The sequence below is a fragment of the Streptomyces sp. MNU89 genome (genome assembly GCF_020982505.1).
Classification (GTDB): Bacteria; Actinomycetota; Actinomycetes; order Streptomycetales; family Streptomycetaceae; genus Streptomyces; species Streptomyces xinghaiensis.
The window spans coordinates 4342664-4368509 of sequence record NZ_JAJKLL010000001.1; the positions used below are offsets into that span (position 1 = coordinate 4342664).

The 25846-nt window shown below is 68.2% G+C and carries 27 protein-coding genes and 1 pseudogene; 13 read left to right on the forward strand and 15 right to left on the reverse strand.

The features are described from left to right. Positions 1-173: 173 nt before the first annotated feature. From E4N63_RS18715 to E4N63_RS18725, 3 genes are all read right to left on the reverse strand, one after another. The gene (locus E4N63_RS18715) at positions 174-653 is read right to left on the reverse strand and encodes a hypothetical protein (protein WP_230241232.1); all 480 of its coding nucleotides are present in this window, start codon (positions 651-653) and stop codon (positions 174-176) included. Between the two features lie 140 nt (positions 654-793). Beyond that, positions 794-1105, reverse strand: a complete 312-nt coding sequence (locus tag E4N63_RS18720) for a hypothetical protein (protein ID WP_308188713.1) — start codon at positions 1103-1105, stop codon at positions 794-796. Positions 1106-1253: 148 nt separating this feature from the next. Beyond that, the gene (locus tag E4N63_RS18725; RefSeq protein ID WP_125623316.1) at positions 1254-1700 is read right to left on the reverse strand and encodes a DUF1772 domain-containing protein; all 447 of its coding nucleotides are present in this window, start codon (positions 1698-1700) and stop codon (positions 1254-1256) included. A gap of 92 nt (positions 1701-1792) precedes the next feature. On the opposite strand from E4N63_RS18725, the gene E4N63_RS18730 reads away from it, so the two are divergent. Further along, positions 1793-2371, forward strand: a complete 579-nt coding sequence (locus E4N63_RS18730; RefSeq protein ID WP_230241233.1) for a TetR/AcrR family transcriptional regulator — start codon at positions 1793-1795, stop codon at positions 2369-2371. A 126-nt stretch (positions 2372-2497) separates the two neighbouring features. On the opposite strand, the gene E4N63_RS18735 is transcribed toward E4N63_RS18730, so the two are convergent. Together E4N63_RS18735 and E4N63_RS18740 are read right to left on the reverse strand one after the other, a co-directional pair. Beyond that, positions 2498-2827, reverse strand: coding sequence for a hypothetical protein (locus tag E4N63_RS18735; protein WP_230241234.1), 330 nt, complete (start codon positions 2825-2827; stop codon positions 2498-2500). A gap of 61 nt (positions 2828-2888) precedes the next feature. Further along, positions 2889-3115, reverse strand: a pseudogene (locus tag E4N63_RS18740) (hypothetical protein); the annotation flags it as partial. Between the two features lie 269 nt (positions 3116-3384). Here E4N63_RS18740 and E4N63_RS18745 point away from each other — a divergent pair. Next, on the forward strand, positions 3385-4377 hold the full coding sequence (locus E4N63_RS18745) for an SAVED domain-containing protein (RefSeq protein WP_230241235.1): 993 nt from the start codon (positions 3385-3387) through the stop codon (positions 4375-4377). Positions 4378-4469: 92 nt separating this feature from the next. Here the strand turns inward: E4N63_RS18745 and E4N63_RS18750 are convergent, their stop codons facing one another. From E4N63_RS18750 to E4N63_RS18770, 5 genes are all read right to left on the reverse strand, one after another. Continuing rightward, positions 4470-6233 (reverse strand): ThiF family adenylyltransferase, encoded by a 1764-nt coding sequence (locus tag E4N63_RS18750; protein ID WP_230241236.1) that lies wholly within the window; start codon positions 6231-6233, stop codon positions 4470-4472. Beyond that, positions 6230-7222 (reverse strand): cyclic GMP-AMP synthase DncV-like nucleotidyltransferase, encoded by a 993-nt coding sequence (locus E4N63_RS18755; protein WP_230241237.1) that lies wholly within the window; start codon positions 7220-7222, stop codon positions 6230-6232. The genes E4N63_RS18750 and E4N63_RS18755 overlap by 4 nt, the downstream gene beginning before the upstream one ends. A 118-nt stretch (positions 7223-7340) precedes the next feature. After that, positions 7341-7742, reverse strand: a complete 402-nt coding sequence (locus E4N63_RS18760) for a hypothetical protein (protein ID WP_230241238.1) — start codon at positions 7740-7742, stop codon at positions 7341-7343. A gap of 94 nt (positions 7743-7836) precedes the next feature. Then, a complete protein-coding gene (locus E4N63_RS18765) occupies positions 7837-8376 on the reverse strand; it encodes a GNAT family N-acetyltransferase (protein WP_230241239.1) in 540 nt (179 codons plus the stop codon). Beyond that, on the reverse strand, positions 8373-9656 hold the full coding sequence (locus tag E4N63_RS18770) for an XRE family transcriptional regulator (RefSeq protein WP_230241240.1): 1284 nt from the start codon (positions 9654-9656) through the stop codon (positions 8373-8375). The genes E4N63_RS18765 and E4N63_RS18770 overlap by 4 nt, the downstream gene beginning before the upstream one ends. Positions 9657-9897: 241 nt before the next feature. Here E4N63_RS18770 and E4N63_RS18775 point away from each other — a divergent pair, with 241 nt between their 5' ends. The 8 genes from E4N63_RS18775 to E4N63_RS18815 all read left to right on the forward strand — a co-directional run bounded on the left by E4N63_RS18775 (position 9898) and on the right by E4N63_RS18815 (position 19854). Then, entirely contained in the window at positions 9898-10344 is a 447-nt protein-coding gene (locus E4N63_RS18775) for an ATP-binding protein (protein ID WP_230241241.1), read from the forward strand. A 605-nt stretch (positions 10345-10949) separates the two neighbouring features. Next, positions 10950-11129: an FxLD family lanthipeptide gene (locus E4N63_RS18785; protein WP_230241243.1), complete on the forward strand. Its 180-nt coding sequence runs from the start codon at positions 10950-10952 to the stop codon at positions 11127-11129. Positions 11130-11346: 217 nt separating this feature from the next. Then, entirely contained in the window at positions 11347-14301 is a 2955-nt protein-coding gene (locus E4N63_RS18790) for a lantibiotic dehydratase (protein WP_230241244.1), read from the forward strand. Next, positions 14298-15572 (forward strand): lanthionine synthetase C family protein, encoded by a 1275-nt coding sequence (locus tag E4N63_RS18795; protein ID WP_230241245.1) that lies wholly within the window; start codon positions 14298-14300, stop codon positions 15570-15572. Before E4N63_RS18790 ends, E4N63_RS18795 begins: the two co-directional genes overlap by 4 nt. A 21-nt stretch (positions 15573-15593) precedes the next feature. Continuing rightward, a complete protein-coding gene (gene fxlM / locus E4N63_RS18800) occupies positions 15594-17675 on the forward strand; it encodes a methyltransferase, FxLD system (protein ID WP_230241246.1) in 2082 nt (693 codons plus the stop codon). 89 nt (positions 17676-17764) lie between these two features. Continuing rightward, positions 17765-18898, forward strand: a complete 1134-nt coding sequence (locus E4N63_RS18805; RefSeq protein WP_230241247.1) for a hypothetical protein — start codon at positions 17765-17767, stop codon at positions 18896-18898. A gap of 2 nt (positions 18899-18900) precedes the next feature. Next, complete coding sequence (locus E4N63_RS18810; protein ID WP_230241248.1) at positions 18901-19083, forward strand: hypothetical protein; 183 nt, start codon at positions 18901-18903, stop codon at positions 19081-19083. Between the two features lie 351 nt (positions 19084-19434). Beyond that, positions 19435-19854, forward strand: coding sequence for a hypothetical protein (locus tag E4N63_RS18815; RefSeq protein ID WP_230241249.1), 420 nt, complete (start codon positions 19435-19437; stop codon positions 19852-19854). A 281-nt stretch (positions 19855-20135) separates the two neighbouring features. Here the strand turns inward: E4N63_RS18815 and E4N63_RS18820 are convergent, their stop codons facing one another. After that, entirely contained in the window at positions 20136-21230 is a 1095-nt protein-coding gene (locus tag E4N63_RS18820; protein WP_230241250.1) for a hypothetical protein, read from the reverse strand. A 109-nt stretch (positions 21231-21339) separates the two neighbouring features. On the opposite strand from E4N63_RS18820, the gene E4N63_RS30670 reads away from it, so the two are divergent. Next, positions 21340-21474: a hypothetical protein gene (locus E4N63_RS30670; protein ID WP_268271026.1), complete on the forward strand. Its 135-nt coding sequence runs from the start codon at positions 21340-21342 to the stop codon at positions 21472-21474. Positions 21475-21815: 341 nt separating this feature from the next. Here E4N63_RS30670 and E4N63_RS18825 read toward each other — a convergent pair whose 3' ends face one another. The 4 genes from E4N63_RS18825 to E4N63_RS18840 form a co-directional block, all read right to left on the reverse strand. Continuing rightward, positions 21816-22358 carry a hypothetical protein gene (locus E4N63_RS18825; RefSeq protein ID WP_230241251.1) on the reverse strand — a complete coding sequence of 181 codons (543 nt, stop codon included), beginning with the start codon at positions 22356-22358 and terminating at the stop codon, positions 21816-21818. Between the two features lie 482 nt (positions 22359-22840). After that, positions 22841-23293: a hypothetical protein gene (locus tag E4N63_RS18830; RefSeq protein ID WP_230241252.1), complete on the reverse strand. Its 453-nt coding sequence runs from the start codon at positions 23291-23293 to the stop codon at positions 22841-22843. Then, a complete protein-coding gene (locus tag E4N63_RS18835; RefSeq protein ID WP_230241253.1) occupies positions 23290-23643 on the reverse strand; it encodes a hypothetical protein in 354 nt (117 codons plus the stop codon). The genes E4N63_RS18830 and E4N63_RS18835 overlap by 4 nt, the downstream gene beginning before the upstream one ends. Then, entirely contained in the window at positions 23643-24047 is a 405-nt protein-coding gene (locus E4N63_RS18840) for an ATP-binding protein (protein ID WP_230241254.1), read from the reverse strand. Before E4N63_RS18840 ends, E4N63_RS18835 begins: the two co-directional genes overlap by 1 nt. Positions 24048-24259: 212 nt before the next feature. Between E4N63_RS18840 and E4N63_RS18845 the strand changes: the two genes are divergently transcribed. Together E4N63_RS18845 and E4N63_RS18850 are read left to right on the forward strand one after the other, a co-directional pair. After that, on the forward strand, positions 24260-24568 hold the full coding sequence (locus E4N63_RS18845; RefSeq protein ID WP_230241255.1) for a putative quinol monooxygenase: 309 nt from the start codon (positions 24260-24262) through the stop codon (positions 24566-24568). After that, a complete protein-coding gene (locus E4N63_RS18850; RefSeq protein WP_230241256.1) occupies positions 24565-25788 on the forward strand; it encodes a helix-turn-helix domain-containing protein in 1224 nt (407 codons plus the stop codon). Before E4N63_RS18845 ends, E4N63_RS18850 begins: the two co-directional genes overlap by 4 nt. Positions 25789-25846: the final 58 nt, after the last annotated feature.

Genomic DNA, 25846 nt, shown 5'->3' on the forward strand with positions numbered 1-25846 from the left:
AAGGGCGAGCAAGCGACACCGCTGGGGCGCAGGCGCGGTGCCGTTGGCCGGCGCAGACGCGGTGCCTCTGGCCGGGGCGGACGCGGTGCGTTTGGCCGGGGCAGAGGCTGACGGCCGCACTCCCGGGCTCGCGGCGTGCCGAAGTCCCACCGTGAGCGGGGCAGGGCAGGCCCTCACGGGCTCGCCGGACCGGCCGGCCCACCCTCAGGGGACGTCACGCCGGCTACAGGGTCCGCCCGCCGCTGCCGCAACGCGTAGACCGGTGCCACAGCCGACATCACCAGGAAGAGCAGGGCCGTTCCGCCCGACATCACCGCCAGCACGGCCGCCCCGCCGCCCCCGACATCGCCGTCCCGCACGGCCACCCGTGGATCGTTCACGTGGTAGCGGACGGTCATCCGGGCTCCGACGGAGCTCTTGCCGCCCCCGCTGCCCACCGGCAGGTCCGCCACCACGGTCCGTCCGCCGGCCCGGAACTCGACCTTGCACTGGCCGATCATGCATGAGCCCTCCGTGTGCAGCGTCGCGGAGGTTTGCTCGCCGTCCTGGAAGGAGCGCAGGTGCTGGGCCGCCGGAAGCATGACCAGGACCGAGAACGCGCCCGACAGCAGCGCGAACCCCAGCATCAGCAGCACGGCCGTCAGAGGCCGCACACTTCCCGCGGCCGCGTCCTGGTGCCGCCCGCCGGCAGTGGTTCCGCGCGGTATGCCGTCCATGTCTCGCCGTCCGTTCCCATTCCTCTGCACATGAAGGCCAAGCATCCCTAGTGCGGCGGCAGATCACCCTCACCCGGTCAAGCGCTGTCACCGGTCAGTGACCAGCTGGCAAGAAGGCCCAGGGCCCGCTGCGGCGGCGAGTTCGCCTCGGCCGAGTAGACGAACAGCGTTGTATCGGGGTCCCCGGGCAGCGTCAGAGTCTCGTACTCGACGGTGGGGTCTCCGACAACGGGATGGCGCAGCCGCTTGGAGCCGTACGTCCGCTGATGGACGCGGTGCTCGTCCCACCACAGGACGAACTCCGGGCCGGAATCGCGCAGTTCGGCGATCACGTCGATCACCGCCCGTTCGGCGGGATCGGTCCCCGCCTCCAGACGGAGGTTCTCCACGGCGACGCGGGCCTGGTCCTCCCATCGACGAACAGCGACCGCGCCGCGTCGTCGAGGAACATCCACCGGGCGTAGTTGGCACGCTGCCGCCGGGGGAGTGCCGGGGAGTGGGGATGGTGCGCCGGGTGCGCGGTGCCGGCCAGCGGGGTCAGGTGAGGGCGGCGACCAGCAGGGCGAAGGCGGCGATGATGACGGCGACGCGGACGTAGTGGAGGCGGTCCCAGCGGTTCATCTGCTGTTTCCAGTCGGCTGGCCGGTTTTCGGGGGTCCACGTCTTGCCCCGGTTGTTGATCGGGACGAGCAGCAGGATCGACATGATCACGCTGAGGGCCAGCAGCGCGCCGGCGGTGACGACGAGGCCGGTGCCGCGGTGGTGCCATCCGGCGATGGCCCAGACCGCGACGAGGACGAGCGAGGTGATGTACCAGACCGGCATCACGGCGCCGAGCATGCGGCCCCCGTGGGCGCGGCCGAGTTGGCCACTGTCGTCGGGAAGCGCGTTGAGGATCGGGTTGACGACGAAGGAGACGGAGAACTCCACCCCCACCATCACGCCGACGACCACGGTGGTGAACACCTCGAGTGCGTTGAGCATGATGAGCCCTCCTGGTTTCTAGCATCGCTAGCGAATGAGGCAACGCTAGCGCTGCTGCCGCTCGATTGTCTAGCGATGCTAGGATCTGAGTCATGTCGGTACAGGAGCGCAAGGAGCGCGAACGGGCGGGCCGCGAACGCCTCATCGTGGCGACAGCCCGCGAACTCGCCGAGCAGCAGGGCTGGGACGCGGTCACGACGCGCCGGCTTGCCGAACGCATCGAGTACAGCCAGCCCGTCCTCTACAGCCACTTCCGCGGCAAGCGGGAGATCATCGGCGCCGTCGCCCTCGAAGGCGCCGCCGAGATGGCCGCGGCGCTGAGAGCCGCGACCCGCACCGCGAACGGCCCGCGCGCCCGGGTCTCCGCCCTGGCCCGCGCCTATCTCGACTTCGCCGAACGCAATCCGGCGGTCTACGACGCCATGTTCCGGCTCGACGGCGGCCTGGCTTTCGCACACGAGGACACCCCGGAGCCCCTGAAGGACGCCTTCGCCGCGCTGCTGGAGAACCTCGACGAGGTCGCCGGGGACGGGGTCCACCCGGGACTGTTCACCGAGGTCTTCTGGGCGGCCCTGCACGGACTGGCCACCCTGACCCGAGCCGGACGGCTGCCGCCGGAGGACACCGAGCAGAGGGTGGAGCTGCTGGCGGACCGGCTGGCCGTGCTCTGACACGCCATCCCGGCGGGCACGCGGCCGGGGCCCTCGTGCCACGCCACCGTCTGCCCGCGGCATCGCTTCCGGTCACCCGCGCCCACGGGCAGGTCTTGTGACAGACAGCCGGTGAGGGGACCCGCCTCACCACCCGCAGCCGATGTCGGTCAGTCCCCCGCTGACCACCGGATCGGTGCCCGTACCGCTGACCCGCAGCAGACCGCCGTCCCGGCCCCAGTCCAACTCGTACGTGCCTGCGTCGAAGGGCCGGTAACCATCGTCGACCACCCAGGATCCCGACTCGCCCAGGGCCAGGCCGGTGGCCCCCACCGCGTACGCCTCGCCATTGCCGATCACGAGGAAGGACGTCTCCCGCACCACGACCGTGCAGCCCTCCGGCCCCGCGGGGCGCAGCACGTGGTACTCCGCGCCCGAGATCAGATCGTCCACCGTTCCCCACGTCGTGCCGAGCACCGCCGTGACGATCAGCAGACTGCTCCCCAGCCGTGTCCACGCGTCCTGCTTCCACCGGGCTTCGGATGAACCCGGCAGCTGCGTCGGTGGGGACCTTCATTGCGGTGGTCGTTGCGGCGTCGGGGCGAGCTGGGTGTGTGCGAGCCGGGTCGTAGTGATGGCCCGGGACCGGACCATGTGGGGCCGGAGAGCGGACAGACAGCGGTGGCCGTGGTACTCGGCGGTCGGGTAGTCGCCGGGTGCCAAGTAGGCGGACGGGGCCATGGAGTCCAGCTCGGCCTGGTCGTAGACGGGAACGCACAATGGTTCCGGCGGACGCGCTCCGAGACGGGAGACAAGGTATGGCGAAGAAGGCTGGCGGGCAGGGCGGCGGGAGACGAGCTATCCCAGCGCCTGTGCGCTTGGAGGTGTGGGTGCGCAGTGGTGGCCGGTGCGCGATCTGCAACAGGTACCTGCTCGACGGTGGGATGACGGGCCGCACCGTGCGGCAGGGGGAGTTGGCACACATCGTGGGCCAACAAGAGACCGCAGGCTCCCCGCGAGGTAAACACGACTTGGTGGAGCGCGACACTGCCGACAACTTGATGCTGGTCTGCGCTGACGAGCACGACGAGATCGACGCTTCCGGCACCCTGGACGTATTTACCGTGGAACGGCTGCGCGCGCTCAAACGTGCTCACGAGGACCGCATAAAGCATGTCACCGGGCTGGGCGACGACCGGGCGACCACGGTGCTGCGGATGGTGGGCCGGGTGCGTGGCCAAGAAGTCGAGCTGACCCGGCAGACCGCTGCTACCGCGGTGATCACCTCTGGGGACCGGTTCCCGCTGTTCCTGGAGTCCTATGAGCGGCACGGTGTGGAGATCGACCTGCGCCACGTGGCTGGCGAGATGACGATCGATCTGCGCGACATCCCCGACGAGGAGATTGGAGGCTCGCTCTACTACCGGGCAGCCATCGCTGTCATCGACGAGGTCATCGACAACCAGCTCAACCGCGGCATCGCCCGAGACAAAGTTGCGCACTTGAGCGTCTTCGGCTTCGCCCGGCTGCCACTGCTTGTCTACCTCGGATCCCGTCTGGACGACACCGTTCCCACCGATGTGTATCAGCGTCACCGCGAGGACGAGTCCTGGTCGTGGTCTTCGACAGCGCCTATGGTCGGCTTCGCGATCCACCTCGACGTAGACAAGCCGCCCGCGCATGAGGCGGTGCTCGTGCTAAACCTCTCAGGCACGATCCAGCCCGAGGAGGTCCCACACCAGCTCGCCGGACTGCGCCGGTACCGCATCAGCCCTGTTGGTGTTGCTGCCGCGCCGGACGTGTTGCGCAATCGTGCTTCCTTGACCCAGTTCCAGGAGGTGCTGCGGTCCCTGTTCGCGGATCTGGAGGCGAGCGCGAAGCAAGTGCGGCGCCTGCACGTGCTGTTCGCGGTGCCGCTCTCGGCCGGGGTAAGCCTGGGACGGGTACGCGACCGTCAGGTGCACCCGGCGCTGGTGCTCTACGATCGCACGCCGAGCGGATATCGACGAGCCTTGGAGATTCCCTGACATCTGGCACACGCTGTCGAGCCGATAGCCAGTTACTGCGTTCCCGTTTGCCTTGGTGATACAGCGAAATCCTCCAGCGCACGTGGGACGGGTCAGGACGTGGTCGGTGCCGGGTCGTGGGGCAGGAAACGGTGATGGGGCGATCCGGCTGCGTGAGGGAGCGCGACCAGGTGCGTGCCTGAGCCGGGAGTGGTCAGGTGCATCGCCAGGAAGGAGGTCAGTGTTCCGGCGACAGCGGCCAGGTCGGCCGATGACCCGTGGAAGGTCGGCACCGAACAGCCGCGGGTCGGTACAAGTTCATCGCCGTCCGGGGTGTCCTGCCACAGGCGGTGATAGAGCTCCAGGTCGGGGTCGGCCAGTACGATCTTTCCGGCGGCAGAGTCGATGCTGCTGGGCCCCTGCGCGGTGGTGGGCGCGGAGACGCTCAGCAGGCCCAAGGTGCCGGTGCGGGTGTCGGTGGCTACCTGAGCCAGCACCGGGTGGGGTCCCTCGCTAGCTGCGAGGTGCCCCAGGACGTAGCCCACAGCAATGCTGACAGTCGCGTCGATAATGACTTCGGCAGTCGCCAGAGCTGCATCGTCGGGCAGAGCGCCGTCGTGGACGTGGATCGCGACGGTGTCATCGACTGCTCGCAGCCGTCGGGCCAGGGCCTGGGCCTTGGAGGCTCCGACGTCAGCCTCGACGTAGTTCTGCCGCACCAGCAGTCCGCCAGTGACTGTTCCGGGGTCGCACACAGTCACCTGTGAGGCGCCGGCACGGACGACGAACTCGGCGATCCAGGAGCCAAGACCGCCGCAGCCCCAGACGTGTACCTGTTTGCCGAAGAAGCCCCCGATGGGGCTCCCGACGTCGCGACGTGTGGTCACGGCGGGCCGTTCATCGGACACAGGACACCACTCGATCAGTAGGTCCGAGCGGATCCGGGAGGCGTCGATGTTCAGCGCAGAACCCTGCTCGTGGGCCATGCGCCTTAGCGCGTCCGCGGCAGGCGCGGGAAGACGTGCGCCCAACAGATGGGGCGGGCCGCCTGCAGGGTGCGGAACCGCCAGGATCAGGTACTGCGGGGAGCCGTCGGGATTGCGGACCGCGCTGGCCGCGAGCGTGGTCAAGATCGCCGGAGACTGGGCGATTACCTGCGATGAGCTTCTCTGCTGGCGATCAAACGGAGAGTTGTCCACGTAGGTCAGCAACTCGGCCAAGGTGGAGCCGCCGCCGAGCGGCAGTGCGCCTGCAACAGTGACTACTGGTACCCGTACGGCCCCGCCGTCCGGGGGCGGGCTGTAGGCCAGGTCCAGGCGCTGCTCGGTGCGCGCGGTCAGGTAGCCAGTCTGGATTCTCTGATCGGGGCCGGGAACGCGTACGACCAGCGTCGGGGTTCCGGGCGTCTGGTGAGGCACTCCGCCGACGGCGTGGTACATCGCCTTTGATGCGTTGAACTGGCCTGCTGCCGCGTCGCTCAGCCAGGACCACAGCCGGTTTAGATACGCCCGCATGCCCCCGCGCAGCGGATCCCACTCGCGGGCGGGATCCAGGAAGATGCACAGTCGGCGCCCCTGGAGGACATGCGGGTAGCCTGCGAACCTCCAGTGCTCGACTTCGACGGTGGTTGCGGACAGCGGTGAGGCCGGCAGGGTCAGGACGAACTCCTCGTGCTCCTGCAGAACCAAGCCGCCGTCAGCAGTGGCCAAGGGCCCAGTGTGAAGCCGCAGCGTCACCCGGACCACACCGTTCTGGCCGCGGGCTGGAACCCCCACCAGACGCAGCACGTCCGGCTGTTCGGCCGCCGCCTCGCGCAGCTCGGCCAGGGCCCTTTTCTGCCAGTCCGTCGGTGCGGGTCGGTTCTTTCCGCTGCTCACCCGGCGCGACCGGGCCGCGCGACAGCGGTGACCGCGGCGGCAGCCACCGGGAACTTGGAGCTGCTGGTTGCCGTGGCCGGGGCCTTGAACTCGGGGCCGAAAAGGTCCTGCCACAGCCGTAGGCTCGTGTCCTTGTCCTCGGCGTGGTAAGCGTCGTGGATCTCGGCGGCGTGCTTATGGATGCGGTCGCGGAAGTAGGAGTACGTGTTCTGCTCCCAACGGTGGTCGAAGGTCAGCCCAGACCCGGAGGGGTCGGCGACCGAGGGCTTGGTCTCGTTGGCCTGCAGATAGGTGTCCAGGTCACCGACGATGTGCAATAGCGCAGTGGGCACGTCACGGTAGTAGCCAGGATCGGAGAACTTCTTGTAGGCATGCACTTGGTTGCCGAGCAGCGTCGTCAGGATCACCGACCGCGTCCCGGTGAACGATCCCTTGTGATCGCGCAGGAACTTCATCAACCGGATGACCTTGCGCAGATTCCCCTGTGCGATCTGGTCCTGAGTGCGCATCCAAGTGGTGAAGCCCTGCGAGTCGGTGTTCTCCCAGATGTCCTCGTCGCGGTTGACGATGACCTCTCGGCCGTCGACCAGCACCACGTAGGGAACGATGTCCACGTGCATGGAGTTGCTGTAGACCAGCCGCACGCATCGGCACTTACGCGAGTGCGGCATGTTTTTGTAGATGCTGTGCCGATGCAGGGCCGCGTACACCTCCTCGATATAGGTCTTGGGGCTCTGCGACCAGTCCGGGTTCTCGGCCATCAGCAGCATCACGTCAGCATCGAACTCCGTCCCGCCGACCGGGTCGATGATCGTGCGATGCGCCCATGAGCCCTGCGGAATCTTGCCCAGGATCAGCGAGCCGATTTCCTCGTCCGCCTTCAGCGCCCGGTAGATCGCCTCCACCCTGGTATCGAGAAGGTCGAGCTTGACTTGGCCCAGGTTCACCGTGGTGCGCAGGAACTCATTGAAATGGTCGGCGAGCTGCATGGTTGTCCTCAGATTCGAACGGGCCGATCGCCCCCGGAGCACATCAAAGAAAGGGAGCTGACGGTGCAACACACTTGCCTCATCCAGCCTAGGCGTCACCACTGACATCACGCCGTCGTCAGCTCCAAGCTTCCCCGACGCCGTCGTCAACGCGAGCACAGCTGGGAGCTAGTTCTCGGACGCCTTGCCGGATCGGTGCGCTCTCCCCGATACCGCGATCACGAGCGTGCTGGGGAAGTTGGTGGGGGCTGATTCGCCGGGTGTTGCCCTGAATGATCTGGCCCGGGGGGTTTAGATCCACCGCGACTTCGAGTGCTGCTGGCACTTTGCGGTACGGCGGCAGCTCATCCGTCGCCGTGTACCCTTCCAACTCCTTCAACGCCCAGGCACGCAGTTCCGCGTGGTGGGCGTAGCCAGCGAGCATGAGGCACTGGCGGAGGGGAGCGGTCGCGAGAGAAGCGGTGTCGTCCAGGACGGTGCGCTCAAGCTGCTCCAGCCCTCGGACGTCGGGTGTCGTCACGGCATCCAGTCTGCACTGCCCCACTGACAACACCGGCTGACTTCGTTGTTCCGTTGCTCGGCCACGTGCCCCGGCAGTTCCGTCTTTGGGCTGGTCAGTGGATGGCGCGGATCATCACGGTGAGGAGCGGTGAGGCCGGTGACGGCTGGCTCTGTCCGATGTCCTCGTAACCCCACGACTTGTAGAGCGTGTGGACCCTTCCATCGCCAGCGCCCGGGTTGACCATGAGCGTGACGTACGGCTCGTCGCGGGTGGCGAGGAGGGCGTCGTGGATACGCCGGGCCGTGCCGGTCTTCCGCCAGGCCAGTCGGACGCCGATCTCCTTCAGGGCCACGGCCGGACGCTCGGTGTACTTCTCCGCCGGCGTCGGGCTGGTGCGCTGCCAGTAGCGGTCGCCGTGCTCGATGGTGTTGCCGTAGGCGTAGCCGACCGGATACCCGTCCGCATACGCGAGGACGGCCGTGAACCCTGGCTCGGTGCCGTGCCGGTCCAGGCGTTCGCCGAAGGCGGTGACCGCGTAGTTCGGCAAGTGGAGGAGCGGGGCGCGGACTTCGGCGTACACGTCGAGGAGGTCGCCTCGGGCGGTGTCGAGAGTCGTGAACGTGCGCAGTTCGATGGCGGGCGCCGTGGTCATGCGGCCATCCTCCAGGTGGCGGTGTGCTCGGTCCAGGTCTGCACGGTGGAGATGCCCGGCGCGGTGGCGCGCAGTGCGGCTCCGAACTCCTGCAGCATGCGCGTGACCCGGGCGTGCTGGGTGGCGGCTTCGGCGGGGACCTTCATCGCGGTGGCCGTGGCGGCGTCGGGGGCGCCCTGCGCGAGCTGGGCGTGCGCGAGCCGGGTCGTGGTGATGGCCCGGGATCGGACCATGTGGGGCCGCAGGGCGGACAGGCAGCGGTGGGCGTGGTACTCGGCGGTCGAGTAGTTGCCGAGCGCCAGGTGCGCAGAGAGGGCCAGGGAGTCCAGTTCGGCCTGGTCGTAGAAGGCGAGCATCCACACCGGCCGGTAGTCGACGGGGTCGGCGCGCAGCATGGCGTCCTGCGCCTGATCGAACGCCCGGCGGGTGCCGGTGCGGTCCTGCGCCGTGCCTTGGATGGCGCCCTGGCGGGCCAGGCCGAGGGAGGCGAACATGGGGTCTCGGCGAGTGAGGTGCAGGTTGCGGGCGACGTCGTTGGCGGCGAACGCGTCGGCGGGCCGACCCAGGTGCCGGTACATGGTGCCCGCGTGACTCCAGATGCGGAACTTGATGGCCTGGTCGCCGGACATCTCGGCGAGGGCCTGGGCCTCGCGCATGTGGGCCTTGGCCACGTCGTAGCGCCGACCGTCGATGGCGGCCCACATCGCGGAGGAGCGGAAGGCGGCTGCGGAGGCGTAGAGGTTGCTTCGTACGCGCTGGGTGGCGCTGCCGGCGTTCTGGAGGTTGAGTGCCTCGTCGGCGAGGGAGGCGGCCCGCTGCTCGATACCGAGTTGTCCGCCGTGGCGGTGGTCGCTGGCGATGATCTCGGCGAAGCGCTTGTTGAGGCGATTGACGTCGCTCATGCCGATGCGGCGCGGCGATGCGGTGCCGGGTGCGGCTGCTGCTGCGGCAGCCGCCGCGATGCTGCCGACGAGGGTACGGCGCTTCATATCGGGGTCCTCCTGCTGCGGTGGGGCCGGGGTGGACGAAGGCCGGCCCCGTGGCACGAACCCTAAAGCGACGGCGGGCAGGCCGCTGACGTCCTCAAGGGCCTTACGGGAGGCTGACTTTGGCCACGTGACCCGGCCCGCTTTCCATGCTCGGACCGATGAGCCGTCGAGTCCTCCAGGGCGCCCGGTCAACCGCTCAATGGCCCTGTTCACGGCCTCGGCGAGGCTGTTGGAGCTGTAGCCGTGTTCGGTCATCCACGCCTCAAAAACGGTATTGCGGGTGGTGTCCATGCGGGCACGGTAGTCCGCGCGATCCCCACCCGCCAGGTAAAGCAGAGGTCAAAACGCCCTAGGTCGGTCCGTCGGCTGAACCTCTGAACGTCCTAACCAATCTGCTGGGCAAGGGAGTTGTATGGGCACCGGTCGCCCTCTACGCCGCACCGTGCGGGCGGCTGTTGACGGCCCGGCCCGCCCCTGAGGTTCCCCCGCGGGGGTGGGCCGGGCGCCGAGACGACACGAAGGCTCCACCCCAATGACGAGTCTGAGAACACCAGTTGAGGCCCTCTCCGTCGGCCACCCCACGTACACCCAGACCTTTCCGTGCGAGCCGACCACGGCCGAGATCGGCCGCGAACTCGTCCGAGACCTCCTCAGTGTGTGGCATCTCGACGGCCTCGCCGACCGTGCCGCGCTGATCGTCACGGAGCTGATCGCGAACGCCTCCAGGCACACTCCGTGTCCCGAGGTCCGCCTCACGGTTGGGCGGCCGGACGCGACACGACTGCGTATCGGGATCGTCGACCGGGAAGCATCGCGTCTGCCCATACTCAGCCAGGCGGCTGACGACGACGAGTCGGGCCGCGGACTGCTCCTCGTCGATGCTGTCGCCGACCGGTGGGGCTACGACCTGAACGGCTCGGGCAGACGCCCCTGGGGCAAAGAGGTCTGGGCGGAACTTCGCACCGAGGGCGGCAAGTGAGCATCCCGGCCACGGCACCCTCGCCCCTTCCGGATCTCGCCCGACTCCGACCCCGCCAGCAGATGGCCATGGACTGTGCCCTCTGCGCCCGGCCGCTGGGAGCGAGCGGTCGACGGCTGGGCGAGATACGCCACCGGGGCCTGCCGTTCCAGCTCTGGGCCTGCGCTCCCAACTGCCAGGCCGCCAGATCGACTATCCCGACCAGCTGAGAAAGGGGATGTCCTTCCATGGAGCGGCCGTGGATCACCGGTGATTGCTGGCTCGGCTGCGGACGTACCGGAGTCCTGGTGATCTGGCTCGGCCCTGTGCAGTGGGACGGGCAGCACGCCCCCTTCTACGCGTGCGAGCCGTGCCTCGATCGCCTCAAGTCCCAGGCGCTCGCCTACTTCATGGAGCGGCGCCCGGCATCCGCTTGATCAGACTCACGGCACACGACTTCCCGGCGTGAGGCAGGCACCCCGCGAGGACTTCCTACGCGGAGCACGCCCCCTCGTGCCGGGCGGCCAGGAGCCGTCCGGGGAGCAGCCGTCTGGCAACACTCCCGTGGCGGCGCCTGGTGGGCGCTCCGGCCCAGGAACACCACAACGATTACGAGGAGTTGAAGCATGACGCGCAGCACCGTAGTTCCCAGCCGCACCGAAGTACGCCCAGAGATCCCCGGGGCGTCGGACGGCTTCGACCTGGACGTCTCCCTCGTCGAGATCGCCGACCCGGCCGGCCTGGTCAACCTGACCGACGACAACTGCGGGTCCACCTGCGGCGCCTGCACCACCAACGTCGCCTGACCCGGTCCCGAGATCACCCCGGTCTGGTGCCGCCGCGATTCCACGCGGCGGCACCAGCCGCCCGGCCCCTCACGTACGGAGGTACTCGGTGGTTGCTCCGCCCGTAGCGTTCCGCACCGGTCCCACTGCTCTCGTCCGCGCCGTGGCATGGCCCTCGCTGCCGTTTCCTCCATGCCCTGACCTCAATGACCGCTCGCCCAGTGGTTCGTCTGCCCGTGTGGCGTGGCTACGCGCGGTTTGGGCGGACAAGGACGTCGCCGAGGCACTCCAGCACTCCAGCCCGGTCCTGGCCGCACAGGTGGGGGCCCTCTGCACGGCTGAGTATCCCGCCCTCCGGGATGTGCAGCGCGCGGCGCTGTCCGTGGCCCGCTACCTGCTGCGGGCCCTGTACCGGGCTACGCCTTTCGGCCTGTTCGCCGGCGTGGCCACCGCGGAGTTCGGCCCGCAGGCGCAGGCCGACTGGGGCGAGGAGCACATGGCCGTCGGCCGCGCGGGGGCAGAGTGGCTGGCGGCCCTGGTCGCACGATTGGAGTCGTGCCCAGACCTCCTCGAACGGCTGCCCGTCGTCATCAACAACACCGTGACGTACCGGGGTGACCGGCTCATCGTGCCGTTCCAGCCCGATGTCCAGGACGACCGGACTCGCGCTGTCGAGGGGTCCCTGGCCCTGACCGGACCGGTGCGCGCGGTCCTTGCCGCGAGCCGCGCGCCGATCCGGTTCGGCACCCTCGTGGACAAGCTCCAGGCGGAGTTCCCCGAGGCCGGTCCCGAGAAGGCGTGTCAACTGCTTGCGGAGCTGATCCGGCGGCGGGTACTGATCACGAGCCTGCACGCTCCGAGCACCGAGATCGACGCCCTCGGGTATCTGCTCGGCCAACTCGACGCGATCGACGCCGGACGCCTCGCCCCGGTCGCGGAGACCGTACGCGAACTCCACGCGGTCCGGGCGGGCCTGGAGGAGTGCGCCACGCGCGGCGGCCGGGACAGCGCCGCGGCGCGGATGCGAAGCCTCGTCCCTGGCCTGCGTCGCCACCCCGTCGCGCTCGACCTCCGCCTGGACGCGCAGATCGTTCTGCCGGAAGCGGTCGCCCGAGAGATCGAGCGCGCCGCTCTCATCCTGACCCGCTTGAGTATCCGCCCGTACGGGACCGCCGCCTGGAACGAGTACCACCAGCGGTTCTACGAGCGGTACGGCATCGGCACGATGGTGCCGCTCGCGGAGACCGTGGCGGACAGCGGCACCGGCTATCCCGACGGCTACCCAGGCGCTCCGGCCAGCGCACGCAGGCCCCGCGTCTCCGCTCGGGATGACGCCCTCGTACGGCTGGCTCAGGCCGCCGCGCTCGACGGCCGTGACGAAGTGATCCTCACGGACGAACAGATTGAGGCCCTGGACGTGGGTCCCGACGAGCCGCGGCTGCCGCCGCACTTGGAGATCGTGGTGCGGGTGCACGCAGCCAGCCTGGAGGAGTTGCAGCACGGGCGGTTCCGGCTGGAGGCCGTGAGCGTGTCCCGTGGTGTCGGCGTCTCCACGGGCCGATTCCTCAGCGTGCTGGCCCCCGCCGACCGGGAGGCCCTAGTCACAGAGCTTGCCGACCTCCCAGCCGCAGACGGCAACACCATGCCCGCGCAGCTCTCTTTCCCGCCCCTGCTCTCCGAGAGCGCCCACGTCACCCGCTCCCCACAGGTTCTACCCACCGTGATCAGCCTTCAGGAGCACCGCGCCCCGCAGGACACCGTCCTCACCCCGAAGGACTTGGCCGTGGGGTGCGACGGCCGCCGCATGTACCTCGCCATCCCCGAGCGAGGCCACCGCGTGGAGGCCGTCGGGATGCACGCGCTGAATCTGCGCACCCACACTCCGCCACTGGTGCGGTTCCTCACCGAACTGTCCCGCGCCCAGTGCGCGCAGGTCACCGTCTTCGACTGGGGCGTCGCAACGGCGATGCCGTTCCTTCCACGTCTGCGGTACGGCCGCATCGTGCTGGCCGCGGCACGCTGGCGGCTGGAAGAGTCCGAACTGCCCGGCCATGCCCGCCCTCGGGCCGAGTGGGACGCCGCGCTCAGCGACTGGCGTGCCCGGCGGAGGCTGCCGCGCCGCGTCTACCTCATGGAGGACGACCGGCGCCTCTTCCTCGACCTCGACGAGGCCGGCCACCGTGCGCTCCTGCGCAAACACCTCGACCGGACGCGCCTGGCCGTACTCGTCGAGGCCCCGGAACCAGAGGCGTACGGCTGGTGCGGCGGGCGAGCCCACGAGGTCGTGGTGCCACTCAAAGCAACCAGGCCGTCGACATGGCCGCCACTGCCAGCTCCCAGCCGGGCCCGTGCCCTGTCTGCGGCCCAGATGCAGACGCCTGCCTCTTCGTCGGTTCTTCTGGCTGCCCTCTACGGTGACCCCCGCCGCCAAGACGTCTTGCTCTTCCGGCACCTGCCCGGCCTCCTCGAACAGCTCGGCAACCCGCCGTGGTGGTTCATCCGCTTCCGCGACCCGGACCAACACCTCCGCGTACGCATCGCCCTCCCCAACCCGGAAGCCTTCGCCGACACGGCCCGAACGGTGAGCGCCTGGGCCGACGAGCTGCGAAGCATCGGACTGATGGCCGACCTGCGCTATCCCACCTCCTACCGTGAGATGGGCCGCTGGGGCTCCGGCACCGCATGGGAGGCGGCCGAGGAGGTGTTCCGGGCGGACTCGCGCGCCGTCCTGGCCCAGCTCGCGCAGCCACAGCGCCCCGGACTGCGCACGCTGGTTGCGGCCCACACGGTCGCCATCGCCTCTGCGTTCCTCGGCAGCACCGCAGCCGGTATGCGGTGGCTGATCGACCACATTCCGCCGACAGCCCCCAAACCGGTTCCACGCCCGCAGTTCACCGAGGCCGTACGGCTCGCCGACCCGAGCGACGACTGGTCAGCCCTGCGTAGCGTCCCGGGCGGAGACGCCATCGTGTCCGGACGGGCCGACCGGGAAGCGGCACTCGCCGCGTACCGGCCGCACCTGCCCGGCCCGGACACCCAGGGCATCGCCGTCGACGACGTCCTGACCTCCCTGCTGCACGTTCACTTCGTGCGCCACGTCGCCGTGAACTTCCCGGAGGAAGAGGTGTGCCTCTACCTCGCGCGTGCCGCCGCCCTGGCCTGGACCGCCCGCACCAGGGGGAGGGCTTCGTGACCGCCTACCCCGCGCTCGGCCTGGTCGACGCCATCGCCGCTCAGCTCGCCGACCCCGACACCGTGCCCCTCGGCTCCAGGACTCTGTCCTCGGACCGGCAGCACCTCGCCTACGGCCCGCCCGGAATCGCGCTCCTGCACATTGAGCTGGCCGCGAACGGCCTCGGCCCGTGGTACCGCGCCCACGACTGGCTCACCGCCGCCTCCCGGCAGCCGCTCACCAGCGGCTCGGACAGCCACCCGTTCTACGGAGTGCCCGCCTTCGCCCATGCCCTGAGCTGTGCCGCCGACCACCTTCCCGGCTCCTACCAGCGCGCCCTCGACGCGATGGACGGACAGGTCGCAGTCGACGTCGGACGCCGTCTCGACGCCGCGCACCGCCGCATCGACGCCGGACGCCTGCCGCAGCTCGCCGAGTTCGACGTCATCCGGGGCCTCACCGGATACGGCGCCTATCTACTGCGCCGAAACCCCGGCAGCTCCACGATGCGCGCCGTTCTCGACTACTGCGTGCGGCTCACCGAACCGATCACCCACCACGGCGAGACCCTGCCGGGCTGGTGGGCGGAGACCGGGCCCTCGGGCAGTCCGGACGACCGATTCCCCGGCGGGCACGCCAACACCGGTATGGCGCACGGCATCGGCGGCGTGCTCGCCCTCCTGGCCCTCGCCGCTCGGAACGGCTCCGTCATCGATGGCCACCATGCAGCATTGCGCACCATCCTGGCCTGGCTGGACCGCTGGAAGCAGAAGGCCGACGGCGGGCCGGTCTGGCCGTACTGGGTCACTCAGGGCGAGCTGCGCAGGGGGCGTCTCGTCCCCTCCGCGCCCCGGCGGCCCTCCTGGTGCTACGGCACCGCCGGCCTCGCCCGCGCCCAGCAACTTGCCGCGCTGGCCCTCGGTGATGCCAGCCGCCAGATCGACGCGGAGAACGCGCTCGTGGCCGCCCTCACCGACCTCGAGCAGCTGAAGGCCACGACGGACAACGGCCTCTGCCACGGGTTCGCCGGCCTCGCCCACACTGCCGCGCGTACGGCCGACGATGCCCACCCCTCGACCGCGGGAAGACTCCGCGCCGCGATCCCGGCCCTCCTGGCTGCGGTCACCCCTCCGGGCACCGACCCCGAACTCATGGCCACGGCGCTCATCCAGGACGAGAAAGGCGGACCCGGCCTACTCGACGGCGCCGCCGGCACAGCCCTGGCCCTCCTCGCGCCCAGCACCGCAGCACCACCCCAGTCCGCCTGGGACGCATGCCTGCTCATCTCTTGATCCACCGACCGAAGGACCTCTATGCCTCCCGACCGCTGGCAGCAGCACAACATCACCTTCTTCGACCGCGAGAGTGCCCGGCGCACCATCGCCGAACGCATCGGCCCCGCCCTGATCCAGGCCGAGGCCGACGGGCAGCTCACCAGCTGGTGGTTCATGAACAAGCAGCCCTGGCCGTTGCGTTACCTCGCCGGCAAGCCCTCACCAGCGATTGAGTCGCTCCTGAGCAATCTCATCGGCGACGGCGTGGCCGTGTCGTGTCTGCCCGGCATCTACGAGCCCGAGACCGACACGTTCGGCGGACCCGAGGCCATGGATGCAGCCCACGAACTGTTCCACAGCGACTCCCGCCACCTGCTCACCTACCAGCCGAACCCGATGCACTTGGGACGCCGGGAGACCGCCGTCCTGCTGGCGAGCGTCATGATGCGCGGTGCTGGACTCGACTGGTTCGAACAGGGTGACGTATGGGCGAAGGTCGCAGCTCTTCGACCGGCCACCGCTCCACAACCACCCGAACGAGCCGCCGAACTGACTCCGGCCATGCGGAAGCTCATGACCGCTGACGCCTACAGCGTCTGCCGCCTGGGCGGCCCACTCCACGCTCACGAGGAATGGGTGACCGCCTTCGAACAGGCCGGCGCCACGCTCGCCGAACTCGCAGGCCGCGGCGCCCTCACCCGTGGCCTGCGTGCCGTCATTGCCCACCACGTGATCTTCCACGCCAACCGCGCCGGTCTCCTCCGGGACGACCAGAGCGCCCTGTCCCACATCGCACGAGAGGTAGTCATGGGAACGAGTGACCACACCGAGTCGCCCCCCGAGGCAACGGCCGACATCGATAGCGTCGGCGCGGTGAACACCGACACGATCACCACCCCCACAGCGGACGCCGAGCGCCTCCGCAACGCCCTGGTCGACCAGCTCCGCGCGGACGGGCACGCCCGCACGCCCGCCGTCGAAGCCGCGTTGCGGACCGTGCCCCGCCACGTGTTCGTGCCCGAGGCGTCCCTCGAAGACGCCTACGCCAACGCACCCGTGCACATCAAGTACGACACCGACGGCACGTCCATCTCCTGCGCCTCCCAACCGGGCGTCGTCGCCCTCATGCTGGACCAGCTCGACGCCCAGCCCGGCGAGCGCATCCTCGAACTCGGTGCCGGCACCGGCTACAACGCCGGTCTGCTCGCCCACCTGGTCGGCGAGAACGGACACGTGACCACCCTCGACGTCGACGACGACCTCGTGGAGGGTGCCCGCACGCACCTCGCCGCCGCCGGAATCACCAACGCCGAGGCCGTGACCCGCGACGGGGCCCTCGGCTACGCCGAAGGAGCGCCGTACGACCGGATCATCGCCACCGTCGGCGCGCACGGCGTACCGCACGCCTGGCTGCAGCAGCTCGCTCCCGGCGGCCGGCTCCTAGTCCCCCAGCGCCTCAAGGGCACCGTCTCCCGCTCCATCGCCTACGAGCAGCGCGACGGCCGGTGGGTGTCCCTCGGCAGCGAGATGAACACCTTCATGCCGCTTCGGCGGGGCATCGCTGACGACGACCGCCGAGTGATCCCTCTCAGTACGGACGGCGCCGTACGACTCCAGGCCCCCGCCGGGCTCAACATTGACGCCGACGCCCTCGCGGGCGTACTTGACCAGCCGCGCACCGAGGAGTGGACCGGCATGACGGTCCGCGCCATGGAGTCGCCGGAGTGGATGGAACTGTTCGTCACCTGCTCCCTGCCCTCCGGTCTGATCCGGATGCTGTTCCCTCAGAGCGCCAAGGGCACTCTGCTCACCGAGGACCCCTACCCCTCGTCGACCGCGGTCGTCGACAAGGGTGCCGTCACATATCTCGCCCGGCGCCTGTCGAAGAAGAAGACTCCCGAGGGTGGCAAGCTCTGGGAGTTCGGCGTCATCGGCCACGGCCCCGGCGGCGACGAGCTGGCCGCGAAGGTCGCCGACACCATCCGTACCTGGGACAGGGAGTACCGAGGTCGTGAGGCCACGTTCGAGATCCAGCCCCTCGATGCCCCTCAGATCGAGCGGCGCCCGGGTCTCTTCGCCCTCGACACGCCGCTGAACCGCATCGTCGTCGACTGGCGATGACGTCCCACGCGTAGCGGACGGTGCCCATCGGCACACGGCTGGCGGGCACCGTCGCTTCAGCAGTCCTCACTCTCGACCCCGGGGGACCCATGGACCCGCACGGCCCCATAGCCCAGCGCTTCCCGCTCGTCGCCCGATTCCGCCCCGCCTGCCTGCCCCTGCCTGCACGCGTAAGGGCACTCGTCGATCTGGCCGACGCTGCGGTGGAAGAGACCGACCAGGGGCTCGCATCGGCCGTCTACAACCAGGCCGCGCTCATCGCCTCTGACCTCGACCTCCCCGACCTCGCCCGCGAGATGTGCCACCAGCACGCCGCCGCCTACCTCCACGCCTGTCCCCTCCCTGGCATGAGCGCGATCCGAGGACTGGAACCGGTCGTCAATCTCGCTCGCCTCCAGATCCGCGCCGGCCACGCCGATGAGGGCCGTCAGCGACTCCTCAACCTGTACAAGGCCGTCGAGGCGGGCACAGCCGCCCGGTTCGAGGGCGTCAACGTACCTGCGGACCTCACTGCGACCGGTGAAGACCGCCAGGAGGTTCGCGCATGGCTGTGGCGCGTCCTCCTCGCAGACGGCACGCGCACCCTCACCACCGAGGGGCGATGGGCCGAGGCGCTGGCGCACATCGAAGCCCACCAGGGCATCGGAAAGCGGATGCTCGACGGTCGACAGGTCGCCGTACTTGCCGCCCTCGTTGCGGGTGACACCGCGTGGGCAGCTGCCCTCCTTGCCGACACGATGCCCGGCGATCCGTGGGAGCAAACCGTCATGGCATGCCTGACCGTTCTATGCCGCCGCGACGCCGGGCAGCCGATCGACGGCCACCTGGCGGACCTGGTGACGGCCTACCTCGGACGGAAGACCGAACCCGGGATGACCGTCTTCGACACCCGGCTCGGACTTACAGTCCTCGACGCGATCGGCTCCGCCGGGGCGCTCACCGCGCGCCGCATCGTCGAGGACCTCCACCGCAGGACGACGGGCGCCGAAGACGGCTACGCGGCCCGCGAGAACTTGGCTCATCCTCTGTTCACCGAGATCGCCATGGACCGGCAAGTGCAGGACTGTCGCGCGCTGGTGCGCGCCTGCGCCCTCGGTGCTGGAATCCTCCCGGACGAGCTGCGAGGAGAACTGACGGCAACTCTGCGCGCCAGCGATAGCGTGATCCGGGAAAGCGTCGTGCGTTCCTCCGATCCCGGAGGAACGCAACCCTTGCGGTTCTGACGGTGTCCCACATAGGCGTCGGACGAACCCACGCCCGAACCAGCGTCATCCTCCTCGTCGACGACCTCCACGTCCGCATCGTCAACGCCACCACCGGAGAACTCCTGCGCGACCTGACCATCGACCCCACCCGCGACTACCAGCCCCAGCACCCCACCAACACGACGAAACCCCCGAACCCGTAGGTTCGAGGGTTTCCGCTGTCTTGAGACATCACATGGTGCCCCCGGCAGGATTCGAACCTGCGACACCCGCTTTAGGAGAGAGGCTGGTGCGTCGGGCCGGTGACCTGCGGCTTCGATGCCTGGTGAGATGTCCGGCAACTCCACTGTCAGACACTCTTGTTGACCGTGGCTGACCGCTGCATCTGGCACGGCAGTGGCACGGACGCTAGCCGACGACAGCCAGCCACGACGGCGGGCGAGTCGGCCGACCAGGCGCGCGTGTGCCTTGCTGCGCCCCTACCACTGAGCTTGATCGGGCGATGTCAGCTGATTGCCTGACGGATGGGGGATGTGTCCGGTAGACGTGTATGCGTGAATGACTCCACGTCCGAGGACTGCGAGCCCGCCTCCTTCGTCGAGAAGACGAAGAACTGGTACGAGAGGCACAAGCCGAAGATCCACATCGTTGGCGCCGTGACTCTGGTCGTGGGCCTGACCGTGGTTGCCCACCTCACCACGAGGCAGGACGGCGAGAGGTACGACGCCGAGGACCTCGGAGATTCCGAACCGGTCTCCGGACGTGAAGCCACGGACGAGCCTTGTCGTTCCTCCCTTGACCCTGACCGCGACCCCTTCCTGCGGAGGCTCCCCGCCGGTCAGCAGGCCAGCGAGGCGGCCAAGGCGAGGTACAAGGAACTGACGGGCAACGACCTCCTTCCCGGTTACACCTTGGTTCGCCGGTGGTTCTACCTGAGCCCAGGCGACGAGGACTCCGGCGAAGCCGGAGCCTGAGTGCCTGACCCTTTTCAGAGTGGCCACCGGACGGGTGACGAGGCAGGATTCCGCAACGCAAGAGGCTCCTGCGCTGTTGAGAGAGGTGTTCGACGTCTCAACTCATCAGCACAGGAGCCACGTTGACTCACTGACCGGAGTTGAGTCTCCTGGAGTTGGATCACCGCGCATTCATCCATTGAGTTGAGTCTCGACAATTTCTCGCACGTTGCGCAAAATGCAGAGTGACTGACCCTCCAGGCGCCGCAACTTGAAAAAGGATAGCCTGGAGGATTTACAAATTATTCAATAAATCTATGGGCGAGGCGTTCAGGGACTACACCCCTAACCAGCTTGTCAAGCGTGTCCAAATATTCTGCATCGTCCTCCATGAGGATCATGACGATAAGACCTGACATCGTATGCCAGGCGGAGCTTTCTAGTGTCGCCGCAATAGGGGTGGCAGCATAGAGAAGCATGTTCGCATCGATGGTTTCAGTACTTGCATCCAGGATTCGAAGACTGAATTCCCGAAAGTCCTCAGCCCCCCGAACTTTCAAGTAGATGAATCCAACCTGGGCGATTAGGGCGATCTTGTCACGAAGTTCGAGAATCCGCTCTAAATCGGTCTGCTTGAGGCGGCGAATCGTGACTTCCATGCTCGGGGCCGTCGAGAGCTGAAGTGGCTCCCCACCTGCTAGTTCGCGGGCGGCAAGAATCTTCGCAACTGTTTCTCCAAATTCCCTCCTATCCTCGTTTGTGGCGGTAGAAGGCCCGCCGTCTGCAAGTACCTCGGCCAGCTTCTGCGTCCCAATTTCTTCGGCCCCCAGAAAGTTGCCAATGGTCAGGGCTGTAAGCAATTGAATGCTCTGTTCGTTCCTGGCGGTCCAGGTGGGTGGTCGATGTTCCGCAGTTGGCGGGGGGTGAAGAAGCGCGGTGTTTCTGTAGTGCCGAGAAGCGATCCTTGCAATGAGGTCAGCGGCCTCATCACCTCGCTTTCCTGTGCGCTTTAAGGCTCTCTCGATGCGCCGGTGGACGCTTTGATCTCCATGCCGAACGAACCAATCGAAGGCGGACCGAATTGCTTTTTCTGGAATCGGCAGGTGCGGCTCATACAGGTCCTGAGAGCGAGGGTCTACGGTAAAGAGTCGGAGTACTGCTTCATGCACCGACCGGCCATTTCGGCTGACCATCGCCATGGCTTCAACTAGTTCTTCGCTGACATCGTCGGCGGTCGATTTTGAGCCTTTTCCGCGCCCGAGGTGCGTTCTCCTGTTTCGCGGTACGACGCCGACGGCCCTCCAGCGTTCGAGCTGGGCAGCGCTGACCTTCAGACCCTTCCTGCTCAGCTTCTCGATGAGGGCTGCGTCTGCAGCGCTAGGGACAGTCCTCGACATGAGCCCCACTTTAGAACCCCGCGAGGTTGGTTCGAGGTCCGTGCATGCATGCATGACTGACTTGCTACCGAGGGGCCCGCCGGGGGCTCCACCAAGATGGAGACGTAAATTGACTGACCGTCAGGCTGCCAACCGGCGTTCCGACACCGCCCGCGCCATCTGCACTGGAGCCGCTTCTGGCGCCGTGCGGGCTCTCGTGGCCTGGATTCTCCGCATGCTCTGGGGCGACACCACCAGCGAGTGAAGGCGCCGGATGGCGGAGCGAGGCATTCTGGGTGATCACGGTGCGACGCTCCGCCTGCTCGGCAAGCTTCCTCGTGTATTCACCGCACCACCCGCACGAACCCGGTGACAGCCGGACACCGACGAACCCTCCCTACGGATACCCGCCGTCCATCGGTTGAGGTCGGCGCCCGCGCGGCACATAGGCTTTGAGATCTGGCCTCATCCGCATCAGGTCGATCACGGGCTGTCAGTAGCCTGTAGGGACCGGTCAGAGCTCTTGACTTAGCGTTCGCGCTGGGTCGTAGTAGAACGCCGCAGTCCGTGTCTGTTGGTGTCAGGCGGCGCAACCTGTCTTAACAGTCAGTCGGAGTTCGGCGTATCTGATTCTCCCTCCGGCTCGACGATCACCAGGCGATCCCCAGATGTGGCCTTGATGTGACCGATGAGCCAAGCCATCACCTCTGTCATTACTTCATCGAGCCTGCGGATCAAATCTGCAAGGTCGTCCAGAGACAGAGGGGCGAATGTCGGTCTCTGCTTGCCTCGGGTGAACCGCATCGTCTGCCAAGCGGCTGATTCCTCAGGAGCGGCACCGGCAACTGACCAAGCGCCATGGACGTAACCGTGCCTCCGACTGAAGAGGCGCGAGCACTCTGTGAGGGTTACCTGAAGTTCCGTGAGCTGCTCTGGAGATACGCCAGGATGCTCCTTGGCAACGTCTCCGATGAGCTTGATCACCATGCTGCTGTTCTGACCGTTGACCCAGTGAGCGGCGTACGGCGTCTCCACCAGACGCGTGGCAAGCATCTGCAGTTGGAGCTCCAAGTGGGCAGCCGTTGAAACCATTCGCCCCAACAACTCGTACATCGCGCGTTCGTGCTGATCACTCTGGCTGCTCGTCATCCTCACATCTTGGGTGTGGCCGGGCCGCACGCGCTCGGCTTTTCATCAGCCACCACCTACCCAGCTCCCATCCCGTCCGCCGTCGACCCACACACCGTGGAGCGGGCGTGGTCCATGGCGTCCAGGTGGAGCGCGCCACTGTACGAACGACCTGGACGCCATGGGCCGCGTCTGCTCGGCTCTGCCTGGGTCGACGGCGGACGGGATGGGAGCTCCCCGCGCACGCCACCACGGGCCCGCAGTCCGGAACGGCGCCACCTCCATCCCGGTGCCGGCCGATCCCCCGCCGGAGGCTTTGTCTTGACCGCAGGCCGCTCTATGCAGTGATCGGCTCATGGCCACCGGCCCTATCCACACATGGGCGCGCGTCGGCGTCGGCGGCGCCGAGCGGGCCGAAGGCAGGAGCGCGGGCGCGGCCAGAGCCGGGAAGCGCGCCCGGCGGAGCGGAGCGCAGCCGGGGCTTGAACCCGTACTGAAGATTTCTACTCAGCGGCGGTGTGGCTGTTGTCCGGTCCCGGTAGATGCTTGACGCTTCGGCTTCGGCGTGTGGTGGGCCGCTGGTTGAAGAGCAGGGCGCATGGCGGGAGTTCTCGGTTCTGGCGGTGTGCCAGGGTGAGGAACAGGGCCGGGCGTGCGGTCCATTCGATGCGGGTGTCTGCCTGGCTGATCGTGACGGTGCGCAACTCGCCGTCGGACAAGGCTCGGGCGTCGGTGCGGTGCCCGGTGTCGAGCCAGGCATTCGCCTTGGTTGCGGCTTCGGCGTCGAGTGATGGGCTGATCGTGCGGAGGGCTACACGGATCCAGTTGACCGCCTCGGCTGCCGTCGTGGTGTTGAACGAGGCGAGCAGGACCGGGGCTTGGCCGGTGGCTGCGGTCTGGGCCCAGCATTCGCACCAGTAGCCGCGGGTGAGGGTGCTCTCTGGGTGGTGGGTCATCGCGGGCTTCCCGTGGGGTGGGCCGAGAGGATGTAGCGGGTGGTGTCCTCGGTGAGGGCGAAGGAGTATGGCTCGCCCTGGGTGAGGGTCGCTAACGCTCGTTCGTTCTCGGCGTGGTCATGGATCCAGTGGCGCGCCGGCCGGGCTGCTATTGGGTCGAGTTGGTCGGCGATGTCCCGGGCCCGGCCGTGCAGCCAGCGCATGGCCAGGCGGGGAGTGCTCGCGAGGTGGTGGCCGGGCTGGAAGGTGCGGCCGTCTGTGGGGGTGTAGGCGATGGCCTGGCACCAGCAGTCGGCCGCCGTGATGCTGAGCGGGAGTCGGCAGGCTGTCTGTTGTTCGTCGGCTGTCATCAGCACCGGTGCTCTCCGGCGCGGGGCATGGGGAGTTCGGCGGTGATGGTCCGCCCGCAGTGGTCGCCGTGGACCTCGACCCGCTCGGCGAGTGCAGCGACGATGCCGAGTCCTCGGCCGCAGGTGGCTTCGGTGTTGGGGTGGTGGAACTCCGGCTTGGTGTCCGTGGTTCCGGCGTCGGTCACTGAGACGGTGAGGGCGTGCGCGGTCTGGTTGAGGGTGACGTGGAAGGCCCCGGCTGGGCTGCCGCTGGTGGTGTGGCGGAGGGCGTTGGTCGCCAGCTCGCTCACGATCAGTTCCGCCGTCGCGGCGGTGGTCGGGTCGCTGAGGCATTGGACCGTGAAGCGGCGCGCGTTGTGGACCTCTTCGGGCTGGCCGGGGAAGGTGCGGCGGTATGTGGGCATGGCATTCCTCCATGGCGCTCACCAGCGGCTTTCCTGTTCGGTCGGGCGGTTGTGCTGACCCGGATCAGGTAGAGCCGTACAATAAGTACTAGCACCGTACCCGGCGTGTGAGTACCTGAAGTGCCAGATCGCACTATTAGTGCGGGTGGCACGGTGAGACGTCACTCGAAAGCGGGAGGTGCCCCAGGCAGTCACAGGAGGGAGACCGCGAGATGTTCGGATTGATGGTCCGCTTCACCTGCAAGGACGAGGAAGCGGCGGCCGGGTTCGACGCGCTGGTCGCGCGGACCGGCGAGCAGATCAAGGCCCATGAGCCCGGAACGCTGATCTACACCGTGCACCGGGTGGAGGGCCGGCCACTGGAGCGCATCTTCTACGAGCTCTACCGGGACGAGGCGGCATTCCGGGCGCACGAGGAGCAGGAGTACGTGAAGGTGTTCCTCGCCGAGCGTGAGCAGTATCTGTCCTCCACTGAAGTCGATCGCTTGGACTTCGTGTCCGGCAAGGGTGTGGCGGTGTGAGTCCCGACTATGAGAAGGCGCTCGGGCGCAAGATCGCCTTCAACCGCAAGCGCCGTGGCTTCTCCCAGAAGGAGTTCGCCGCTCTTCTGGACCGGTCGGAAGCCTGGGTCTCCCAGGTGGAGCGCGGGGTCCGGCGTATCGACCGGATGACGGTCCTGGAGAAGGTCGCCGACGTCCTGGACGTGCCACTCGCCGAGCTGGCCGCCGAGGCGCCCGTCGTCGCGTCGGCCGCCGTGGAGCCGCCCGGGGCCAGTCGTCTCCGTCTGGTCCTGAGTGCGGCCCACTCCCTCAAGGCGATCCTCGGGCAGCACGAGGAGCCGGACATTCCCGCGCTCCGGTCCCAGGTCGAACGTGCCTGGACCCTGACCCATGAGGGCAACTACGCCGACCTGTCCGAGCTGTTGGCCGAGCTGGTGCCCGCCTTGGAAGCGGCGGTGCGGTCGGCGCCAGAACCGGAGCGTCCCGAGCTGTTCCGGCTCCTGGCCGGCATGTACCACACGTGCAGTGCGGCCCTGGCGAACATGGGGGAGCCGGAAGCGGCCTGGATCGCCGTGGACCGTTCCGTCGTCGCCGCAGAGCGGGCCGGTGATCCGCTGCTGATGGCGGCCGGGGAGTTCCGTCTCTCCATCGTCTTCCTCGGCGCCCGCCACTACGACCAGGCCGCCCAGGTGTCCGGCACCGCCGCCGACGCCCTGCAACCGCTGGCCGAATCCGGCGACGTTCAGGCCGTCGCCCTCCGTGGGGCCCTGACCCTGCAACGCGCCGTCGCCGCCGCCCGCGCCAACAAGGCCGATGACTCCTACGAGTACATCCGGCAGGCCCGGGACATGGCGGAGCGGGTCGGCCCCGGCCGCAACGACTACAACACCGAATTCGGGCCCACCAACGTCGACTTGCACGAGATTGCCGTCGCCGTGGACCTCGGGGACGCGGGAGTCGCGCTGCGGACGGCCGCCCGGGTGGATGCCTCGTCCTTGTCGCCCGAGCGGCAGACGCGCTTCCGGCTTGACGTGGCCCGGGCGCACGCCCAGCGGCGCCAGATCGCCGATGCCGTGACGGCCGTTCGGGCGGCACAAAACCTCTCGCCCGACATCGTCCGCGCCATGCCCGCAGTGAAGCAGCTCGTGTCCGACCTGCTGGCCATGAGCCGGGCACCGTCGGAGGAACTGCGGTCACTGGCAGCCGAACTGGGCGTACACGAAGCTGCCTCCCGCGCCTGAAGTGCGGTCGGCGCCCAGTGGGAGGGCTCAACCACATGGATCTTCTGCTCAAGGGGTG

Bases quoted from the DNA above. Each gene is read 5' to 3' on its own strand.
- E4N63_RS18785 (WP_230241243.1), top strand. From the start codon at position 10,950: ATGACGCGCAGCACCGTAGTTCCCAGCCGCACCGAAGTACGCCCAGAG.
- E4N63_RS18840 (WP_230241254.1), bottom strand. From the start codon at position 24,047: ATGCCCACATACCGCCGCACCTTCCCCGGCCAGCCCGAAGAGGTCCAC.
- E4N63_RS18830 (WP_230241252.1), bottom strand. From the start codon at position 23,293: ATGACCCACCACCCAGAGAGCACCCTCACCCGCGGCTACTGGTGCGAA.
- fxlM (WP_230241246.1), top strand. From the start codon at position 15,594: ATGCCTCCCGACCGCTGGCAGCAGCACAACATCACCTTCTTCGACCGC.
- E4N63_RS18835 (WP_230241253.1), bottom strand. From the start codon at position 23,643: ATGACAGCCGACGAACAACAGACAGCCTGCCGACTCCCGCTCAGCATC.
- E4N63_RS18820 (WP_230241250.1), bottom strand. From the start codon at position 21,230: ATGTCGAGGACTGTCCCTAGCGCTGCAGACGCAGCCCTCATCGAGAAG.
- E4N63_RS18765 (WP_230241239.1), bottom strand. From the start codon at position 8,376: ATGACCACGGCGCCCGCCATCGAACTGCGCACGTTCACGACTCTCGAC.
- E4N63_RS18775 (WP_230241241.1), top strand. From the start codon at position 9,898: ATGACGAGTCTGAGAACACCAGTTGAGGCCCTCTCCGTCGGCCACCCC.
- E4N63_RS18730 (WP_230241233.1), top strand. From the start codon at position 1,793: ATGTCGGTACAGGAGCGCAAGGAGCGCGAACGGGCGGGCCGCGAACGC.
- E4N63_RS18755 (WP_230241237.1), bottom strand. From the start codon at position 7,222: ATGCAGCTCGCCGACCATTTCAATGAGTTCCTGCGCACCACGGTGAAC.
- E4N63_RS18805 (WP_230241247.1), top strand. From the start codon at position 17,765: ATGGACCCGCACGGCCCCATAGCCCAGCGCTTCCCGCTCGTCGCCCGA.
- E4N63_RS18825 (WP_230241251.1), bottom strand. From the start codon at position 22,358: ATGACGAGCAGCCAGAGTGATCAGCACGAACGCGCGATGTACGAGTTG.
- E4N63_RS18770 (WP_230241240.1), bottom strand. From the start codon at position 9,656: ATGGACACCACCCGCAATACCGTTTTTGAGGCGTGGATGACCGAACAC.
- E4N63_RS18725 (WP_125623316.1), bottom strand. From the start codon at position 1,700: ATGCTCAACGCACTCGAGGTGTTCACCACCGTGGTCGTCGGCGTGATG.
- E4N63_RS18845 (WP_230241255.1), top strand. From the start codon at position 24,260: ATGTTCGGATTGATGGTCCGCTTCACCTGCAAGGACGAGGAAGCGGCG.